The following is a 17,268-nucleotide window of genomic DNA, read 5'->3' as shown; positions in this document are numbered from 1 at the left end:
GGGGGTACTTCGCCGGGCTTGCGCGGGTTGAATCCGCTGCCGCTCCCGGCTTTGTTGTTCCGCCGTTATTCTACGGAACAACGGCGGTTATTTTTCGGCGGGCGCGGCGAACACCGACGCGGTGAGCTGGTCGAGTTCGTCGGCGTCGAGGCCGGCAAGATAGCGTTCCGTCTGCGCTTCCGAGCTATGACCGAGCAAATCCCGGACGAGGCGCAGATCGCCCGTCACCGCCCGCGCGTGCGAGGCAAAGGAGTGGCGGGCGGCGTGCGAGGTGAACTCCGGCAGCCCGGCGAGTTCGGCCAGCCAGCGAAGCCCCCGGTTTACCCGCTTGGTGCCCGCGTCCAGCGCCGCAAACACGGCCTCCTCCCCGGCTTTGGTCAGGGGCTTGGGGCCGCGCAAATAGGAGCGCGAGCGGTCCAGAAAGGGCAGGATAAAATCGTCGGGGTCGGGCTCCACCCCGTACGCCTGGCGGCACTCGTCCAAGACCTGCCGCAAATCGGGCGTGACGAGCACGCGCTTGTGCTTGCCCGTCTTGCGCTCGGTAAACGTGAGGTGGGTCGGGCTCAGGTTGCGCCAGCGCCATTCGAGCACGTCGCCGATGCGCGTGCCCCGGCTCGTGAATTGGAGCAGCCACGCCCGCCGCGCCCACACCATTGCCCACTGCCGCTTGCCGGGCGGTATCTCGACGTGCAACACGGCCAGCCGGTCGCTTTCCGAGAGGCGGCGGCGCGGGGTGCGCGCCCCGGTGGGGAAGACCAGTTTGGGCAGCGGGTTCTTGTGGTGGGGCAGCAGGCCGTCGTCGGCCATGCGCCGCAGCACCGTGCTCAGGACTTTCATTTGCAGGGCCAGGGTATTTTCGGCCATGCGGGTTTGCGCCCGCAAAAACAGGTAGAACTCCTTGACGGCGGCGGGCGTGATTTCGTCCACCGGCCAGCCCTGCGGCTTCCACGCGGCCAGCCGCTCGCACAGCCGCTGGTAGGTGCGCAGCGAGCGGGGCGAGATCAGCGGGGCCGAGCGGCGCAGATCGTCGCGGAAGTACTGGATCACGTCGGGGGCGGCGGGGGCGGGCGTGCGGGCGCCGCGAAAGCGGGCGAGCAGTTGGTCGGCGGATTCGGCGGGGTATTGCAGGGCGAGGTGGCGCAGCTCCTGCCCCTGCCGGGAGAGTTCCGCGTTCCAGAACTGGTGGTCGTAGTGGGAGGTGCGCAGCCAGTTGGCCTTGCCCTCGGTGGCTTTCTCGTTCCAGTCCTTCGGGCTCACGCGCAGGCCCACATCGACAAAGCGCACCACGCGGTCTTTGGTGATGCGCAGGCGCACCTGGTAGGTGCCGTCCTCGCGCTGGCGGTGGTGCAAGAGGATTTTAATGGTGGCAAGTCCCATGATTGACCAAATGAATAAACGGTACGCTATACTATAAGGAGTGCTAGTAGATTTCCGGGGCCTGGGCCAGCCGCTTGACCCGCCACATGGAGCGGATGGAAGCGCGGGCCACGGTCATTTGCCCGCCGCGCGGGTTGTCGGAGGTCAGCAGCAGCCCGCCGCCCACGTCGAGGTCGTTTTTGCTGATGCGCTTGACCACCACCATGTCCTCGAAGGCCACCACGTACACGCCCGTACTCTGCAAGCCCCACTTGGCCTCGGGCACGCGCTCGACGAGCACCTGCTGGCCGTGTTGCAGGGTGGGCTCCATCGAGTCGCCGTTTACGTCTAAGCAATACCAGCTCGCCACAATATCCAACAGTTCGCCAGGGTTGAGGTAGATGCTTACGGTATCCCACGCGCCGGGGTCGAGCAGGCCGCCGCCCACCATTGCCTCGGCAAACGTGGCGCGGGCGGCGATGGGAATGTGCGCCACCTGCACGAGCGGGGCTAGGCGCGGGGCGGGGCGCGCGTGGTGGCCGTGCTCGCCGTAGCGCAGGTGTTCGTAGGGCACGCCGAGCACGGCGGCCATCAGGTGCAGGTGGCCGTCCTGCTTGAGCCCCTCGCCCGACTCGAAGCGCGAGAGCGTGGCGGGCGAGGGGGCGCGCTCCACGTCCCGCCACGGGGCGGCGGTGGGGTTTTGGGCGCGCAGGGCTTCCATGCGGTCGGAAAACTCGCGCAGGGGGATGCGCTGGGCCGTGCGCAGGGCACGCACGCGCTCGTGCGGCCCGTCCGTTTCGGCGGTGCCGGGGCTGGGGGTGGAGAGCAAAGGCAAGGGCGGGAAAAAATATTTCGATAAAAAAGAACGGAAATGCTTGCCTTTTGAAATTTTGTTGCGCACCTTTGAAACACCAATTCACCAAGGCGCGTATCAACCGACAAACCACCCGCAACCAATGGGAAAATCGCCATGAATGCAACAGCAGCGAAACAAATTCGCGAAATATTAGGCCACGGGGCCCTCGCCGACGTGGCGACCCTGAGCAAAGTGCCCCGCCCCACCGTCACCCGCTACTTCCAGGACAAGTCGGTGCGCACCAAGAACCGCCGCGCCATCGAGCAGGCCATTGCAACGTTGTTGCAACAAGAGCAACAAGCCCAGCACACCCTGCAACAACTTATCGACCGCTACTAGCCATGCAGCTCGACCTCTCCCCTTTGCTTGCCCAGTACCTGCAACCCGTGCTCGCCCGGCTCGACGCGGCCGAGCGCCGGGTGCAGCAACTCGAAGCCTCGCTCGACGAGTGGGTGGACACCCGCACGGCCTGCCGCCTGCTGGGCGTCTCGGACGACACGCTGAAGCGCCAGCGCGAGAAGCCCGGCTGCCTGATCGAGTACAAGGGCGAGGGCCGGAAGATTCTCTACTCCCGCCGCTCCTTGTTCCGCTACAGCGAGGCCCGCCGCTGCCGCGCCCGCGCCGAAGCCTGAGCCAGCCGCCCCACGCCCCGCCGTTTACCTCCCGCCGCCCGCCACTACCCGACCCCGACACGACCCTTCGCTTACCGCTTATGCCACACTTCTACTCCACCGCGAACCATGAGCCAACCGCGCTCTCTTGCCCGCCACCGGGCCGCTTTGCTCGACGCCCTGCAAGGCCACCCCACCATCACCGCCGCCGCGCTGCACCGGGACGGCCGCCACTGCTGGGTTGAGTATACCGAAAACGGGCGGCGCTACCACACCGAAGCCGAGGTCGGCGGGCAGAAAGCCGTCGCCAACTTCCTGCGCGAAGCCTGCCGCGCCGTGGTGCTGCCCGACCTGAACCTCGAAGCCATTACCATTCCCCACGCGCCATGACCGAACCCCGCTACACCACCGACGGCCGCTCCTACTACGCCTACCTGCCCGACGGCCGCCAACTGGCCGTGCCCGCCTCGCTCACCGTGCAGCAGGCGTGGCCCACGGTGGAACTCGGTTCCACCCCCGGCTTCATGCAGCGCCAGCCCGCCGCCGACGAGCTGCCCACCCACCGCGCCGCCTTCGAGGCCGCCTACCAGCGCACCCTCGCCGCGCTGCAAGCCACCTACGCCGCCCTCCAACTCACCCCCGCCCACTGATGTACTGCGCCGACGAACTCCACCACAAAGCCCGGCAGATAGCGGCCGAGTACGACGTGCCGGACGCGGGTATTGCATCCCTGATCTGCGCCGGCACCTCCTACGCCCCAGGGTACACCAAGTACTCGCTGCACTTCTTCGAGAACCCCGAGCACAAGCACACCTTCCGCTGCTCGGCCACCGATGTACCCCGCCTGCTGGTATTGTTCCGCCGCCACCTGGAGCAACGCTACCAGCCCAACCCAATCACCACCGAACCTGCTTTTTAATTCCAAACACGATGAAACGCACCGAGGAATTTAGTGTCAGCAAGAGCACGGTTGAGTGCTACAAAATTCGCCACAAGAGCGGCTTCTATTGGGCCGACATCACCATCGACGCCAACCCGCACGGCGGGCGCATTCAAATTGCCTCAGACTACGGCACCTGGCAAAACTATTGGGGCGCCACGGGCGGCGACTTCAAAGAGTTTCTAGCCAAACTCAACCACGACTATGCCGCCTCCAAGTTTGGCGTAGAGCGATGGCTGGATGTCAAGGCTACGGTGACAATGTATAAGCGCAGGCTTTTCGAGTGGCGTCGGGCCAAGGAAATTACCGCCGACAAGGCACGGGATATCTACAACGAGCTAGAGGAAGTCCGCCATGAAAACCACAAAACGTTTGAGTCGGCGGTTCTGAACACCGACAACCTCTACGATTTTCTGACCGACATCTACGACGTGCCGGATGTGTGCTACGAGCCTGACCCTCACTTCAAGAAGTTTTGGGAAGAAACCTGGCCCATCCTTTTAGCCGAGTTCAAACGCGAACTAGAACCAGTAACAGTCTAAGCCATGAAAGTCACCCGCCTCGCCTGCTGCTGCCGCCTCCGCGACCTCGTGCCGATTGTCATGCAGCAACTCAAAGCCAAACAAGCCGCCGCGTAAGATGAATAGAACCTGGAAAGACGTTGAAGCTTTTCGCTTCCGTATGAGCGGCCGTGAGTTTCTAAATCTCACGATGAAGCACATAAAAACAGATATAGACGCGCCGCAGGTAATCCTGTCCAATGAATCCGAATTACTCGAACTAGTAAAGGAAATCTGCCGCAGCCACGGCCACGCGTACCCGGAGGACGGCGCTTGGAACACTGAAGAAGATTACCTCGTCGTCTACCAGTTTTAACTCCTTCTCTCCACCAGCCATGTTCCGCAAAATAGTTCTGTTACTCGCCCTGCCGCTGCTGCTCGCGCTGTATCTTGTAGTCGGCGAGCGCGAGCCCGCGTTTGCCTCGTGGGCCGAGCTGGCAACCCGCCGCTGGCCCCTGCTGGCCGCGCTGCTGCTCCTGCTCGCAAGCTGCGCCACCCCGAAGACGACCGCTGAAAGCGACCTTGCCCTCGAACGCCCCGAACCACGCATCCACCAACCAATCAAGTAGTATGTCAGAGCAAACCGACACCAGCAAAAACCTTTACCAACGCATTAGCGGCGTGATGCAGGATGTGCGCTACCTGCAAAAAGACAAGCAGGTATCTACCGGCGCGGGCGGCCCAGGCTACAGTGCCATGAGCGAGGAGAAAGTAACCGAGAAGGTACGCGAAGCCCTCATCACCCACGGCCTCGTTATCCTACCCGTCGAGCAAGACCAGCGCCTCGACGACCTGCCACGCGGCGCGGGCAAGATCGTGTCGCTGACGACGGTAAACACCCGCTACAAAATTGTCAATATCGACAACCCGAGCGAGTTTGAATACCTCGCCAGCAGCGGCACCGGGGTAGACTCACAGGATAAGGGCGTTGGCAAGGCCATGACTTACGCCTACAAGTACATGCTGCTGCGCACCTTCGGCATTGCCACGGGCAAGGACACCGACGACGTGGGCAACGCGGAGCTGGAACGCCAGCAGGAAGAAGCCGCCGCCAAAGCCCTGCAAGCCAGCAAGGACGAGGTAAAGCGCCTGCTCAACCACCCGCTTGTCAAGCCCGAGGAAAAGCAGAAGGTGCTTGCCAGCCTCGACGGCCTGAACGCCGGGCAGACCGAGAAGGCGATTGCGTGGGCCACCAAACTAATCGACGAGCGCGAAGCGCAGCCTGCCTAGTGAAACGCCTCGTGCCCCACTCCACCGCTTTCGACCGGCTCGTTCACGAGGACGAGCTGGCCGACGGCCGGCCCCCGCGCCCGCCCCGCACCGAAAAGGCTATTGAGCAGGGCCGCCGCCAGGTCAGCCGCCAGCTCGCCGCCCACGGCCTGCCCGACCCTTCCGACCACGCCGTGCTGCGCTACCTCGAACGCATCGAAGGGCTGGACATCGCCGCCGTCAAGGCCCGCATGATGGACATTGACGAGCGGGGCCGCCAAGCCCTCGAACAGTTCGCGGGCGGCACCACCACCATCACCGTCAACAACACCCACAAGCTGCGCTTTAAAAATGGCGCGGTGGTAACCGTGCTTCCCGTGCAGGAACGCGCCCGCGCCTGATATGCCCTGCTTCCACGGAATGCCGTTTGCGTTTACCTGCCCGCGCTGCGACGGCGAAGGGCACTACGCCACCGAGTTGTGGCCCACCAACAACTGCTCGCGCTGTGCTGGCACTGGCTTAAGGCGCATTTTACTGCCGCTCGACGTGTTCTTCAGCCTCGCGCCGATGTCGGCCGCGCAGCGCCAGCGGGCACTTGCCGCCTACGACGAACAAAGCGGCCACGTAGACCAGCACCTTGCCAACGGCAACCTCGCCGACCTTTACCCCTTAACGCCCGTAACCGCTAACCAACTTACCAGCCATGTGTAAAGCCACCTGCAAGAACGCCGACACCATCGACTACAAGATGGAGTTTATGAGAGCCGGCCTGCAACCCATCCGCACCGAGCAGGGCCAGCCCAGCATCGAGGAGCGCAAGATAAACGTGCGCCTCATTCTGGAAGAACTCAACGAACTGGCGCGCGACGGCTACGGCATCGAAACGTCGTTTAAGTTTATGCTGTTCAAGCTGATCGCCGACGACCTATACGTTAACAAAGACGGCAATATTGTTTGCGGTGGCCCTGGTGACACAGAACAATACAACCCCGTAGCCACACTCGACGCGCTCTGCGACCTGCGCGTGGTTTGTGACGGCCCCGTGCTATCCAGCGGCTTACAGGGCGTGTTTCCGGCTGCTATGCGCGAGGTGCATGTAACGAACATGAACAAGTTTGTGAACGAGGCGACGGCTCAGGCAAGTTGCCAGTATTACCTGTCTGCCAAAGACACCCCCGCCTTCTACGACCACGCGGGCGACGGCTCAGGCAACTTTGTGATTAAGAACGCGCAAACCAATAAGGTGTTGAAGCCGATTGGCTGGCAGGAACCGAACCTCGGGCAGTTTATTGACGGCAACGAAAAATAATTGCCACTGCCACTTGCGCGAGTTAAAAATACGCGTACATTTACGACAGATAAGCGGGCTAACCACCCGCTTATCGTCGCACCAAACACGTCAAAATAATGCCAGTCCTCAAGCTCCTAAAGATTGATCCGCTTCGCTGCTACAATGCGAAGACGTGGGCCGACAAAAAGAAGGTATCCGAACGCACCGTGTATCGCGGTATCGAAGACAAGTCGCTCCCGCTCGTTGAAATTGCCGGCCAGTACTTCGTGTACGACCTTCAGGGCGAGAACAAATGATCGCCCTTTATTTTCTCGCTTCTCGTCACTTTTCTGCCATGCGCCCGTCTAGACCGGAGTTTAGAAACAACCCAGCATCCTTGCTCCCTTGTGTTTATGCTATAAAAAGCACCATTGACAAGCGGATGTACATTGGTAGCAGTAAAAATGTGCGCAGCAGGACATCAACGCACTTTCACAACCTAAAACACGGCAAGCATTCATCTAAGCACCTCCAAAAGTTCTACGACAAATACGGGGCGGAGAAACTAACTGTCGAGATTCTTGAGAATTGCCCAATTGAAAAGCTAATTGAACGCGAGCAGTATTGGATGGATTACATTTCAAACCGCCGTAGTCGTTCGCTTCTTTTCAATGCCTGCCCCAATGCAGGCACTCCCAAAGGACTAAAGCATACAAAGCAATCACTTTATCTGCGGGAGAAGAAAGCCGCCGCCAAACGAAAAGCAAAGTTCGAGCTTGAGAACCGAGAATACTTTGCGCATAGTGATATGATTGCCGCCGCCTTGCTTGAACGGTCGCAAGGTAAGTGCGAAGACTGTCTGGCTCAGACCGAGCCTGACCTGTACTTTATGGTGGTAGATATTGAGGAGACGAGGTATTGGCGTGAGACCACCGTAGATAACCAAATTTTCTTATGCGGGCATTGCATACAAGCTAGGCGCTCAGCTCGTAAGAAATTCAAGATGGAACAAAAGAAGGCGTTGAAAACCGCAACAGTATAGCAACCATGAAAGCCTACATCGTTACCGAGAACGAAGAGCACCACGCCTGCGTCGTATTCGCCGACCACGCCGTTACAGCCCGCCGCAAAGGAGCCGACGAACTTAACACCGATTTCACGGACGACCTAAGCGTGAAGCGCGCCAAACACTTCGACCAGTACGCCCCGCAAGGCAGCGTGCCGCTGGAAGTGTTGGTGATGGAACACGGCTGGTCACACGAATGCGACGAGTGCAGCGAGCGCGTAACACAAGACCTCTACAACTACCAGGAGGAGCGGGATATGCAGCCCGTATGGGGCCAGAACTTTGTCTATTGCAGCCCGGAATGTGAAGCCACTTACAACGAGCGCAAGGCCAAGGAGAAAGCCGAGTACGATGCCTTGGTGGCAAAGCTACTGGCTGAATACCCCGGCGTTACGCCCAAGTATCGCACCACCAACGGCGGCTTGTCGCTCCGCTTTCCCGGTGCCAAGCACGACAGCTACTGGCAACCCGACAAGCCTGGTATTGGCGCCCTGCGGATGGATGTACCAGCTCTTTACCGCTACCTAAGTACGATCCGCCCGATGGACTTCGCCACGGCCATGCACGCTGGCGCCTAGACTACCCCTGCTCACCGCCCTTTACCCAAACACGTCGCTCTTACTTCACTTTTCCCCAGCAAGCGATGAAAGCGCCCGCCTTCCAGTTTTATCCAGCCGACTTCCTTGCCTCGCCCGACGTGCAGATCATGGAAACCTACGAGGTAGGTGCCTACATGCTGCTGCTGTGCGCCGCGTGGCAGTCCGAGCGTCCTGGCTACCTCGCTAACGACGAGGGCCGCCTGCGCCGCCTAGCACGCCTCACCGCCGAGCAATGGAAAGAGAGCAGCGCCATTTTGCTGCGCAAGTTTCCTGTGGTGGAAGGCGGCGAGTATCGGGCTAATCGCCGGATGCTGCACGAGTTGGAAAAGCAGCAATCGTTCCGCGAATCACGGGCCGAAGCTGGCCGGGCGTCGGCGGCCAAACGAGCAAAGCGGCAACAAGAGGTCAACGAAAATCCAACACGTGTTGAAAATCCGGCAACACGTGTTGAGGAAAAGGCCAACATCGACCCAACTCTTCTATCTACATCTTCATCTACAGAAGAAGTAAGTAAACCGTTAGGGGAGTCTGAGGGGGAAGACCGCTCGGCTGACGCCTCGCTGGCAAAAGAGGTGGTCGCTAAAATTGAGGCGGCTAAGACGGTGGCCGAGCTGAAGGTAATCTGGGAGCAACACCGCGACATGCAGACCAGCACCGGCTTCCGGCAAACCATGAGCGCCCGGCGCCAAGCCGTTGAGGCCGCCGCTGGCAAGAAGAAGCCTGAGCCACCCGCGCCTAGTAAGCGCACGATAGCCCCGGAACCAGGGTTGGAATTTGAGGCGTTTTGGAAACTCTATCCCCGCTCCGAGAAGAAGGCGGCGGCACTCAAGCTCTGGAACACCAAGCTCTCCAACAACGACCGTCGGCAAGTTTTGGAGGGGTTGCCGGATTGGGTTGCCAAGCAAGACCGAGAGTACGTGCCACACCCAACAACATTTCTGAACGGAAAGCGGTGGTTGGACGACGGGTACGGCAGCAACCCGGAAAAACAGGCGACCCTTATGACCGTGCATCGCAACGACGAAAAGCCCCGCAAAGCCTGGACGCGGGAAGATGTTGACAACCTCTGGGCACCCAAAGCCGCAAACTCCTAAGCCATGACCATTCCCAACCAAGCCCAACTCGAAGCCGCCAAGCGCCACCTCGTCCACGCCGCCGCCCTGCTGGCTCCGCACCTGCAACGCCTGCAAGCCCGCATCGACGGTGGCCCCACGATGGAGGAGCTGATGCTGGACGACGAAGCCCGTGCGCGAATGCTGGAAGACCAGATGCTGCTGCAAGCCCTTGTTAATTACGGCGACGCCGTGGAAACCCAAACCGCCGCCATGACTGACGTGGTGGACGAGTGCATAGGGGAAATGGCCCGCGCTCAGTTTGTTTTCCACCAAATGAAACTTGACCGCGACTTCTTCCAGCACAGCGCCCGCACCGCCACTGCCATGTTCCACCAAGCCGGCGACATCCTGATTGCCCGCACTATTGCCGCCCGCCGCCATGAACAGCGTTAATCCTTTCAAAGCCAACCAGCAACGCCCCGGTTTCGCCCCTGCCGCCCCTGCCGCGCCCCTGCCGCGCCCGCTGCCCATCGCCCCGAAACCGCACGCGGGCTCCAACGAGCCGATTGACACGGCCGACATCCTAGGCTTCGAGGAGGTGTGGCCGCTTATGGAGCATACGTGGAAGCACGGCAAAATCAACGGCACCACCACCCACTTCCCCGCGCTCGACCCCCACTTCACCTGGAAGCCGGGGGAGCTTACGCTGGTGACGGGCTGGCCGGGCTCCGGCAAGTCGGAGTTCCTGCTGCAACTGCTCAACGCCAAAGCGATTTACGACGGCTGGAAGTGGGCGTTGTTCTGCCCGGAAAACATGCCCGTGGATGAGCTGGTGGACAAGCTGGTGCAGAGCTACGTGGGCAAGACCAGCAACCAGAAGTACCCGCAGTACCGCATGACGTTCACCGAGTACAAGGAGGCTACGATGTTCGTGATGAACCATTTCTCCATCATCTACCCGAAGGGAACGTGGACGCTGGGCAACCTGCTCAACCACCTGGACTGGGTTATGGCGCAGCGGGAAATCAAAGGCTTTCTGATCGACCCGTGGAACGCCCTGACTTCCGACCTGAGCGCGCACGGCGGCCGGGAAGACAAGTGGCTCGAACAAACGCTGACCGACTTTATCCGCTACACCGAAGACCGCAACCTGCACAACATCATCATCGCCCACCCCAGCGGCCAAGCCCGTGACAAGGACGGCAACCTGCAAGTGCCCGACCAATACAACGTCAGCGGCGGGCGCATGTGGAACAACAAACTGGACAACATCATGGCGGTTCACCGGCCCGGCTACGGCAAAACCTTGGAGCCCGGCGAGAAGCCCGATACCAGCGTCGAAATCCACGTCCACAAGATCAAAAAGCAGGACCTGGTAGGCATCCCCGGCGTTGCAACGCTGGATTACGAGCGGGGCAACTTCCGCTACATCGACCCCTCGCTGGGTTACGCGCCCCTTGACCGCCAGCGCAAGCTCCGCGACGCGGCTCCGAAGGTTATTCAGGGCTCGCTGCCGGCTTCCACGTTTGAGGACGAGCCCGCCCGGCCCCTGCCCCAACTCGATCCGCGCTTCGCCACCGAAGACCCGCCGTTTTAACAGGCAAAAATATTTTGCCATTCACTTGCAAGTCAGTTTAAAGTTCGTGTACTTTACAATCAGAAACCGACCACGATTCCACCCGTGACCGCCCACAACACCCGTACCCCCGAGCGCATCGCCGCCATCGACGACTACATCCGCCGCCACGCCGCCACCATGAACGTCAAGGACATGGCCCGCAAGCTGCGCGCCGACCACCGCTACGTGAGCCTGCGCCGCGCCGAGCTGGGGCTGGTGCCCGAAAGCCGCGAAGGACACCGCCAATCGCTGCCACCCCGCCACGTTCTTAGCGCCGCCGACCGGGCGTTTCTCAAAGCCCACCACGCCACGCTGTTGCCCGAGCAACTCGCCGAGCGCATCAACGCCCCGCTTTACAAGGTCAAGGAGTGGCTGCGCAAGAACGGGCTCGCCGCCCAGGAAGACCTCGCCCCCTACCAGCACGTTATCGACACCTGCGAGCGCATCGACCGGAAGCGCATGGAAGAGGGCGAGCTGCCCAAGTTCCGCAAGGCCACGCCCGAGGAGGCCGAACTGGTGCGCCGCCGCCGCCAGCACCGCAAACCCGCTTTCATCCCCGTCGAAGTAATCGACCTCACGCCGCACGTGCGGCCCCGCTTTTTCTAGTATGCGTACCTCCCTTACCTACCTGAGCATCACCAAGCCCCACCTCTGGCCCACGGCCACGCTCCAACGGTGGCTGCTCGAATGCCGCGACCACCTGCTGCACCACAGCACGACCCCGGCCCGCCGCCTCGACCTGAAAGCCAAGCGGGCGGAAGTCAACGAGGTAATCGCCGCCCGCCCCGCCACCGCCTGACCCCGCTAATTCAACCGCTATGAGCCCGCTTAGCCCCGTGAAAGACCTCGCCCCGGCCTTCTTCGCCCACCAGAAGTTCGCCGCCCTTGTTCAAACCCTACGCGCCCTGACACGGGGCTAAACAACTCATCTCCACTTCACCCTCAACCCAAACGCGTACCATGAAGCCCTATCTCCACCTTAAGACCTCGAAACCCAATCGCAAGGGGTATTGCCCCGTTTTGTTCGTTAAAAACGACATGGTGCTTGCCACGGGCTTTACCGCCCACCCGAACGCTTGGGACGCTGCCACAGGCCGCATTACCAACGGCACGAAGGAAGCCAAGCAGGCTAACAACTTCCTGAATTTCATCAGCACCCGCGCCCAGCAGTTGCTGGCGCAAGGCAAGTCGGAAGAAGAAATACGCCTCGCCGTGGGGTTAAAGCCCAAGCGTGTTTACAACAGCACGCGCTGGCCGCGCAAGGAGACGCCGCTGTTCGCCGCTGAGGAGGCTGTAGAGCCGCTGGAAGAAGCCGCGCCCATCGCAGCGGAAGACACCGCCCCGAAACGGTTTGCTATCAGCTCAAGCCAAAACGTAGGCATCGCTCGCTACACCACGTTGGAAGAAGCCGAGGCCGCTGCGTGGCAACACGCCCAGCTTACCAGCAGCGAAGTATTTGTGCTTGAGATGAAACCCCTGTTGCGCGTCGAGGCCCGCCGCCAGGCGCTGGTTGCCTAACATGCACGAACCCCACCACTACGCCGCCGAGGCCGTCCGCCAGTTCGCCCAGCGCGAGGCGGACGGCACCGACTTCGCCCTCTCCCGCGACGAGCACGTTCACTGCGTCGCCAAGCTCGCGGTCGAACTCTACGCCCAAGACGCGGAGAAGTACCGCACCAACCTCGCCCTCGCCATCATCCGCAGCCAACCCACGGTTTGCCCGGACTTCACCGGAGCGGCCGTCTAGCCAACACGTTTTATGCTTCCAACCCGTCGCGTTCTCAACAACGAAGCCCTCAAGCAACTCGCCCCGAGCGTGGTGAGCTTGTTTCTCACCGATCAGGTGGGCGAGCCCGGCTTCAAAGCCTGCACCCAGCTCGCCAACGCCATGCGCGAGACGCTGGCCCACTTCAACCGCTACGCCGAGCTGGTGTTCGCCGCCCCGCGTCAGCTAACCGAAGCCGAGGTGGCGCAGTACTTCGACCACCTGCTCTGGAACACCATGCCGCAGAACAAGCGGAACATGATGGTGGCCGCCGTCAACCGCGAGGTGCAGGTCGTGCGCAAGACCATTGCCGCCCACCTGAAGTTCTTGGGCGACTACGTGGGCGAGATTGAGAAAGGCACGCCGCAGGTGCATAAAGCAATTCAGGACGAAGCCCGCCGCAGTTTTGGCTGGTCGGAGAAGGAGATTGAGCAAGGCTTCCTCGATACCGAAGACGACGAATAGCCATGAAAAGCAGCTACTACAAAATACTCGCCATGAGTGCGCTGTCGATGGTGACTTTGGCAGAAACCGGAAGCCGACAAGCCTATGAGCCGGGCGCTGGACTTGCACCACTCCGGCGCGGGCCACTGGATACGATGGACACTTCAGCTTTCAACCGCGAGCGCCGCGAAAAGGCCGAAGCCAAACGTCAGCGCAAAGCCGCTAAGAAAGCCAAATAGCATACGTTACCGCCCTGGGTTGCCGCACCTGGGGCGGTAGCCAAACCCTCCACCTAAACCACTACCGCGATGCCAGAGGCGCCGGAGAGTATCTACGAACAAGAGCCGACCAGCCGGGGCTTTATGAACACCGGCAAGACCGTCCGCGAGTACGCCAAACTGCCGCACGCCGAGCGGATGCAACTGCTCAAGAAGCACAAACTCCAACCCAACCGGAAATGAAGCCGCTTCAGGAGCATATCGACGAGGTAATGGACTACTTCGACTTTCACAAGGCTCAGGGAGTTATGGAACACCTGAATTGGAAGTGGGCCAGCTTCTCGCCGCCACAGGTGCCCGACACGGCGCAGCTACGCGCCGCCGCCCGGCGCTACCTGCGTGATGCGGCGAAACGCGCCATGAAAGCAGGCGGCACGAGCAGCACTGGATCAGGTGGGCTTTATGCCTATGCTTACGCCAACAAAGAAACCGGCGAACTGCACGGAATCGAACTACACTTCTCCCTCAGCTATTGGTCAACCATTGAATGAAAAAGCCCCACCCCTGCCGCTGCAAACACCCGCTGCCCGCCGACCTGCTCGGCAACTGTGGCTACTGCGGGTATCCGGTTAAAACGCCTAAGAAGAAGTAAGTATGAGCGCAACCAATACCCATCGCATTACCAGTGTTGCCGACTTAGTGGAGGTAGTTACCTTAGAAAACCACGCCGTCTTAGCCCAGGACATTGCCCACTTTCTGACAATCATAGCCGAAGCCAAGGCATTGAGCAGCGCAGTAGAGGGCAAGGAAGGAATTAAACTACCTACGGAGTTTAATTGGTTTGACGACGGCAAGAATGACGTTAAGCTCAATGTGGTGCTGGGATGAGCGCGGTGAACGATAAGACCACTCGGATTAACGCCGCCGACATCCGGGGCAAGGCGGGCGGGCGGAACCGTTGGATAATAAAGGAGGACTTGCCACCCGCTCAGCCGGTTGCCCAAATGGGTAAGCCCCGCCACATCGTAATCGAACACGAGCCGATGGGTGCCCCGCGCATGACGAAATCCGACAAGTGGAAGAAGCGCGACGTGGTGGTGCGCTACCACGCCCTGAAGGACGCCATTCGGGCAGCGTGCGCTACGCACGGCTACACCTTGGGCGAGGCAGTTGCCTTGCGGTTTGAAATACCCATGCCTGCTGGCTGGTCAAAGCGAAAAAAGGAGGAAATGAGGGGCAAGCCGCACCAGCAGCGGCCCGATTGGGATAACCTCGCAAAGGGATTTTGCGATGCTTTTAACGTGGAAGACAGCCACGTACATACAGCACATATAACCAAAGTATGGGCTGACGAAGGGCGCATCATCATCCTTAACCCGTAACGTTCACCTCCCTCCACCATGAACGCGCAGGAATCCCCCTATTCACAAGGATACAGCCGCCACTACAGCAAGCTCAACGTCAGCGACGGCAAGGACAACGCCGTGCAGCTCTACCGCCAGCAGCGGCAGGTGCTCAGCCGGGTACGCCGCAAGCTCGACTCCTACCCCGCCGAACAGGTGGCGGGCTGGTTCCAGCAGGAGCCGCTGAAAGGCATCGTGCCCGCCCCGAGCTGGCCCGAGAAGGTGCCCCGCCCCCGGCGCGGCCAGAGCCTCGGCAACTTCCGCCGCGCCCTGCCCACGGCCGACACCGACGACGAGCCGGACTACCACAACTACCTCGAAGCAGCCCGCGCCTACGCCGACGACGTGCGCTGCTTCCCCGCCGATTGCATCGAAGCCGTGGTGCAGGCCATTGAGCACAAGCCCGTAGACGAGCTGTACTACGAGAACCTGCTGAGCTGGCTGGACGCCATGCAGCCCGCCGCCTTCTGCGCCCGCGTCCTCGGGCTCAAACGCGCCCTCTGGCTGCCGCTGAACGCCAAACCGAGATACATCGTCACCCAAAGCAATTTGTTTTAACCATGAGCCAGTTTAACCAAATTCAAGCCTACATCGAAGGCTACTCTGAACGCGACGGCTTCCGGCAGCAGCATCCAAACAAGGCAGTTGACATACTGTTGGGCCTACAAAGCGAAGTAGACAAGCTGCGCCGCCAGAAACGGGACTACGCAGTAAGACTATTGGTACAGGGCTGCTACTTTGATTTTAGCCGGCAGAACGAGTACGGCATCTACTACAAGCCCCTGTAATAACCCTGCCGCATGGTACGCCCTCTGACCTCGAAGGATATTGTGATTGACCGCTGGGGCGTGCTGTGCGTGCGCGGGCTGATGGGCCTGTTTCATCCCGTAATCAAGCTCCGGTTGCCCAAGGGAACGCAGCACCGCCCGGAGTACGTTGAGCTGCTTAGTTTTTAACTCATGAACTTCTACAAAATCCGCCAACGCACCACAGGCGAGTATTTCCTCGGCGGGCGCTACGCCCCGAGCTTCGGCCAGCCCGGTATGCGCTACGAGGCGTTAAATGCCGTAACCGCCGCCTTGCGCCACATCGAGCGCGAGCGGCCCAATCAAGAAAAGCAGATTACCTCGTACGTGGAGCGGTGCGCTCTTGAAGGCCGAGCACCAGAGGAGCCGTGGTTTGGCAACCGAAAGGCTGCTGTTCAGGGTTTGCTGCCGCATAACCTAGAAATTGTGGAGTTTGAGGAGTGCGAGGTTCGCATAATTGAGAAGAAATAATGCCTGATATTCTGTTTGCTGTGGGCGAGAAGGTGGTGGTAGCCGACGATAATTTTGCCGTCATGCACGCCCTGAACCATCCCAAGCACCCGCAAATCACCACGCCCAAGAAAGGCCCGATCTACACCGTGCGCGGCCACATCATCCTACCCCACGGCGTCGTCGGACTTTGGCTGGCCGAAATCGTGAACGCGCCGATGGCACCGGGCGTGCCCGAGCCGAGCTGGAACCAGGAGCGGTTCGCCAAGGTGCCGCCCGTCGAGGAAATCAGCCTCGCGGAAGTGCTGGAAGAATCGCTCGCGGAAGTCGAGTAGTGCAGACATAATACGAAGAAGCCCGCCGTAACCATAGCTACGGCGGGCTTCTTCTTTTCATCAAGGCGGCGGGTACTAGGGTTGCTTCCCCTCCCCGCTGAACATGGTCGTCACTAACTGCAACTCGACGACGCTCAGAGGTTCACCTTGGGCAAGCGTCGCCTCTCGGCGGGGCCAGTATTATCGCTGCTCCTACGTTTTCGCCCGAAGGCCGGCATCACCGAGCAGCCAACCACGCCGTTTGTGCAGAACCTAGGATTCGAACCTAGCACGTCTTGGCCTGACGCCTTCCTGACCGCGCCACTACAGCGCCGCCTTAGTTCCGCTGGTTAAGGCACCCACAACACGGGGAGCGACCCCGTGTTTGTAATCAAGCGGTCTGGATGCCTCAGAACTCCCGCTTAATGCCTACTGGTGGTGTAATTATACGAATCCGGCCACACCGAGCACAGGCAAACTCTCGCACGCCCCCGTGGAATCGAACCACGCCTGCCGCTTTTGGAGAGCAGCCCGCCTACCTTGGAACATTGGTGCGCGTATAGGTGCTAAAGCGGGCTCGAACCGCTGACCTTCAGAATCACAATCTGACGCTCTAACCTGCTGAGCTACTAGCACAGGCAGCAAGATAATACATTGTTTCGACAAATGAAACAATGTTGCAAAAGAAAATCGGTTGCCGGGGTCCAATCCAGCAACCGATTAAGGTA

The 17,268-nt window shown here is 60.6% G+C and carries 35 protein-coding genes and 1 tRNA gene; 33 read left to right on the top strand and 3 right to left on the bottom strand.

From position 1 onward, the window contains the following. Positions 1 to 87: 87 nt before the first annotated feature. Together OIS50_RS05060 and OIS50_RS05055 are read right to left on the bottom strand one after the other, a co-directional pair. Positions 88 to 1,377, bottom strand: a complete 1,290-nt coding sequence (locus tag OIS50_RS05060) for a site-specific integrase (RefSeq protein WP_264693243.1) — start codon at positions 1,375 to 1,377, stop codon at positions 88 to 90. Positions 1,378 to 1,420: 43 nt separating this feature from the next. Then, complete coding sequence (locus OIS50_RS05055; RefSeq protein WP_264693242.1) at positions 1,421 to 2,185, bottom strand: LexA family transcriptional regulator; 765 nt, start codon at positions 2,183 to 2,185, stop codon at positions 1,421 to 1,423. Between the two features lie 141 nt (positions 2,186 to 2,326). Between OIS50_RS05055 and OIS50_RS05050 the strand changes: the two genes are divergently transcribed. From OIS50_RS05050 to OIS50_RS04890, 33 genes are all read left to right on the top strand, one after another. Beyond that, positions 2,327 to 2,551, top strand: coding sequence for a LacI family DNA-binding transcriptional regulator (locus OIS50_RS05050; protein ID WP_264693241.1), 225 nt, complete (start codon positions 2,327 to 2,329; stop codon positions 2,549 to 2,551). A gap of 23 nt (positions 2,552 to 2,574) precedes the next feature. After that, positions 2,575 to 2,844, top strand: a complete 270-nt coding sequence (locus OIS50_RS05045) for a helix-turn-helix domain-containing protein (RefSeq protein WP_264693240.1) — start codon at positions 2,575 to 2,577, stop codon at positions 2,842 to 2,844. 108 nt (positions 2,845 to 2,952) lie between these two features. Next, positions 2,953 to 3,213, top strand: coding sequence for a hypothetical protein (locus OIS50_RS05040; protein WP_264693239.1), 261 nt, complete (start codon positions 2,953 to 2,955; stop codon positions 3,211 to 3,213). Next, positions 3,210 to 3,473: a hypothetical protein gene (locus OIS50_RS05035; protein ID WP_264693238.1), complete on the top strand. Its 264-nt coding sequence runs from the start codon at positions 3,210 to 3,212 to the stop codon at positions 3,471 to 3,473. The genes OIS50_RS05040 and OIS50_RS05035 overlap by 4 nt, the downstream gene beginning before the upstream one ends. Continuing rightward, complete coding sequence (locus tag OIS50_RS05030) at positions 3,473 to 3,742, top strand: hypothetical protein (RefSeq protein WP_264693237.1); 270 nt, start codon at positions 3,473 to 3,475, stop codon at positions 3,740 to 3,742. The genes OIS50_RS05035 and OIS50_RS05030 overlap by 1 nt, the downstream gene beginning before the upstream one ends. Before the next feature lie 11 nt (positions 3,743 to 3,753). Further along, positions 3,754 to 4,305, top strand: a complete 552-nt coding sequence (locus OIS50_RS05025; protein ID WP_264693236.1) for a phiTE_072 family protein — start codon at positions 3,754 to 3,756, stop codon at positions 4,303 to 4,305. Positions 4,306 to 4,402: 97 nt separating this feature from the next. Then, positions 4,403 to 4,639 carry a hypothetical protein gene (locus OIS50_RS05020; RefSeq protein WP_264693235.1) on the top strand — a complete coding sequence of 79 codons (237 nt, stop codon included), beginning with the start codon at positions 4,403 to 4,405 and terminating at the stop codon, positions 4,637 to 4,639. Between the two features lie 19 nt (positions 4,640 to 4,658). Then, on the top strand, positions 4,659 to 4,892 hold the full coding sequence (locus OIS50_RS05015) for a hypothetical protein (protein WP_264693234.1): 234 nt from the start codon (positions 4,659 to 4,661) through the stop codon (positions 4,890 to 4,892). Between the two features lies 1 nt (position 4,893). Further along, the gene (locus tag OIS50_RS05010; RefSeq protein WP_264693233.1) at positions 4,894 to 5,553 is read left to right on the top strand and encodes an ERF family protein; all 660 of its coding nucleotides are present in this window, start codon (positions 4,894 to 4,896) and stop codon (positions 5,551 to 5,553) included. Positions 5,554 to 5,564: 11 nt separating this feature from the next. Continuing rightward, positions 5,565 to 5,933, top strand: coding sequence for a hypothetical protein (locus tag OIS50_RS05005; protein ID WP_264693232.1), 369 nt, complete (start codon positions 5,565 to 5,567; stop codon positions 5,931 to 5,933). A gap of 19 nt (positions 5,934 to 5,952) precedes the next feature. Further along, entirely contained in the window at positions 5,953 to 6,243 is a 291-nt protein-coding gene (locus OIS50_RS05000) for a DnaJ-like cysteine-rich domain-containing protein (protein ID WP_264693231.1), read from the top strand. Beyond that, positions 6,236 to 6,841 (top strand): nucleoside triphosphate pyrophosphohydrolase family protein, encoded by a 606-nt coding sequence (locus OIS50_RS04995; protein ID WP_264693230.1) that lies wholly within the window; start codon positions 6,236 to 6,238, stop codon positions 6,839 to 6,841. The genes OIS50_RS05000 and OIS50_RS04995 overlap by 8 nt, the downstream gene beginning before the upstream one ends. Positions 6,842 to 6,939: 98 nt before the next feature. After that, a complete protein-coding gene (locus OIS50_RS04990; protein ID WP_264693229.1) occupies positions 6,940 to 7,119 on the top strand; it encodes a hypothetical protein in 180 nt (59 codons plus the stop codon). Beyond that, positions 7,116 to 7,844 (top strand): GIY-YIG nuclease family protein, encoded by a 729-nt coding sequence (locus OIS50_RS04985; RefSeq protein ID WP_264693228.1) that lies wholly within the window; start codon positions 7,116 to 7,118, stop codon positions 7,842 to 7,844. The genes OIS50_RS04990 and OIS50_RS04985 overlap by 4 nt, the downstream gene beginning before the upstream one ends. A gap of 5 nt (positions 7,845 to 7,849) precedes the next feature. Then, positions 7,850 to 8,446 (top strand): hypothetical protein, encoded by a 597-nt coding sequence (locus tag OIS50_RS04980; protein WP_264693227.1) that lies wholly within the window; start codon positions 7,850 to 7,852, stop codon positions 8,444 to 8,446. Between the two features lie 65 nt (positions 8,447 to 8,511). Next, positions 8,512 to 9,561 (top strand): YdaU family protein, encoded by a 1,050-nt coding sequence (locus OIS50_RS04975; protein WP_264693226.1) that lies wholly within the window; start codon positions 8,512 to 8,514, stop codon positions 9,559 to 9,561. A gap of 3 nt (positions 9,562 to 9,564) precedes the next feature. Continuing rightward, positions 9,565 to 9,975 (top strand): hypothetical protein, encoded by a 411-nt coding sequence (locus OIS50_RS04970; protein WP_264693225.1) that lies wholly within the window; start codon positions 9,565 to 9,567, stop codon positions 9,973 to 9,975. Next, positions 9,962 to 11,119 carry a P-loop NTPase family protein gene (locus OIS50_RS04965; protein WP_264693224.1) on the top strand — a complete coding sequence of 386 codons (1,158 nt, stop codon included), beginning with the start codon at positions 9,962 to 9,964 and terminating at the stop codon, positions 11,117 to 11,119. The genes OIS50_RS04970 and OIS50_RS04965 overlap by 14 nt, the downstream gene beginning before the upstream one ends. A gap of 84 nt (positions 11,120 to 11,203) precedes the next feature. Continuing rightward, positions 11,204 to 11,746 carry a hypothetical protein gene (locus OIS50_RS04960; protein ID WP_264693223.1) on the top strand — a complete coding sequence of 181 codons (543 nt, stop codon included), beginning with the start codon at positions 11,204 to 11,206 and terminating at the stop codon, positions 11,744 to 11,746. A gap of 1 nt (position 11,747) precedes the next feature. Then, positions 11,748 to 11,939 carry a hypothetical protein gene (locus OIS50_RS04955; RefSeq protein ID WP_264693222.1) on the top strand — a complete coding sequence of 64 codons (192 nt, stop codon included), beginning with the start codon at positions 11,748 to 11,750 and terminating at the stop codon, positions 11,937 to 11,939. A 161-nt stretch (positions 11,940 to 12,100) separates the two neighbouring features. Then, a complete protein-coding gene (locus OIS50_RS04950; protein ID WP_264693221.1) occupies positions 12,101 to 12,658 on the top strand; it encodes a hypothetical protein in 558 nt (185 codons plus the stop codon). Position 12,659: 1 nt separating this feature from the next. Further along, the gene (locus tag OIS50_RS04945; protein ID WP_264693220.1) at positions 12,660 to 12,887 is read left to right on the top strand and encodes a hypothetical protein; all 228 of its coding nucleotides are present in this window, start codon (positions 12,660 to 12,662) and stop codon (positions 12,885 to 12,887) included. Positions 12,888 to 12,899: 12 nt separating this feature from the next. Further along, positions 12,900 to 13,370, top strand: a complete 471-nt coding sequence (locus OIS50_RS04940) for a hypothetical protein (RefSeq protein WP_264693219.1) — start codon at positions 12,900 to 12,902, stop codon at positions 13,368 to 13,370. Between the two features lie 2 nt (positions 13,371 to 13,372). Next, positions 13,373 to 13,588: a hypothetical protein gene (locus OIS50_RS04935; protein WP_264693218.1), complete on the top strand. Its 216-nt coding sequence runs from the start codon at positions 13,373 to 13,375 to the stop codon at positions 13,586 to 13,588. Between the two features lie 69 nt (positions 13,589 to 13,657). Then, positions 13,658 to 13,810: a hypothetical protein gene (locus tag OIS50_RS04930; RefSeq protein WP_264693217.1), complete on the top strand. Its 153-nt coding sequence runs from the start codon at positions 13,658 to 13,660 to the stop codon at positions 13,808 to 13,810. After that, a complete protein-coding gene (locus OIS50_RS04925; protein ID WP_264693216.1) occupies positions 13,807 to 14,118 on the top strand; it encodes a hypothetical protein in 312 nt (103 codons plus the stop codon). The genes OIS50_RS04930 and OIS50_RS04925 overlap by 4 nt, the downstream gene beginning before the upstream one ends. A gap of 103 nt (positions 14,119 to 14,221) precedes the next feature. Beyond that, complete coding sequence (locus tag OIS50_RS04920) at positions 14,222 to 14,455, top strand: hypothetical protein (RefSeq protein ID WP_264693215.1); 234 nt, start codon at positions 14,222 to 14,224, stop codon at positions 14,453 to 14,455. Between the two features lie 116 nt (positions 14,456 to 14,571). Beyond that, positions 14,572 to 14,949, top strand: coding sequence for a RusA family crossover junction endodeoxyribonuclease (locus OIS50_RS04915; protein WP_264693214.1), 378 nt, complete (start codon positions 14,572 to 14,574; stop codon positions 14,947 to 14,949). Between the two features lie 18 nt (positions 14,950 to 14,967). Beyond that, complete coding sequence (locus OIS50_RS04910; protein ID WP_264693213.1) at positions 14,968 to 15,528, top strand: hypothetical protein; 561 nt, start codon at positions 14,968 to 14,970, stop codon at positions 15,526 to 15,528. Between the two features lie 2 nt (positions 15,529 to 15,530). Beyond that, entirely contained in the window at positions 15,531 to 15,758 is a 228-nt protein-coding gene (locus OIS50_RS04905) for a hypothetical protein (protein WP_264693212.1), read from the top strand. A gap of 12 nt (positions 15,759 to 15,770) precedes the next feature. Next, positions 15,771 to 15,926 carry a hypothetical protein gene (locus tag OIS50_RS04900; protein WP_264693211.1) on the top strand — a complete coding sequence of 52 codons (156 nt, stop codon included), beginning with the start codon at positions 15,771 to 15,773 and terminating at the stop codon, positions 15,924 to 15,926. Between the two features lie 3 nt (positions 15,927 to 15,929). Then, complete coding sequence (locus tag OIS50_RS04895; protein ID WP_264693210.1) at positions 15,930 to 16,247, top strand: hypothetical protein; 318 nt, start codon at positions 15,930 to 15,932, stop codon at positions 16,245 to 16,247. Next, complete coding sequence (locus tag OIS50_RS04890; RefSeq protein WP_264693209.1) at positions 16,247 to 16,561, top strand: hypothetical protein; 315 nt, start codon at positions 16,247 to 16,249, stop codon at positions 16,559 to 16,561. Before OIS50_RS04895 ends, OIS50_RS04890 begins: the two co-directional genes overlap by 1 nt. Positions 16,562 to 17,102: 541 nt before the next feature. Here OIS50_RS04890 and OIS50_RS04885 read toward each other — a convergent pair. Then, a tRNA-His gene (locus OIS50_RS04885) sits at positions 17,103 to 17,176 on the bottom strand. Between the last annotated feature and the right edge of the window lie 92 nt (positions 17,177 to 17,268).

The sequence above is a fragment of the Hymenobacter sp. YIM 151858-1 genome, assembly GCF_025979705.1.
Taxonomy (GTDB): Bacteria; Bacteroidota; Bacteroidia; order Cytophagales; family Hymenobacteraceae; genus Solirubrum.
This window is presented reverse-complemented; position numbering and strand designations above follow the sequence as displayed.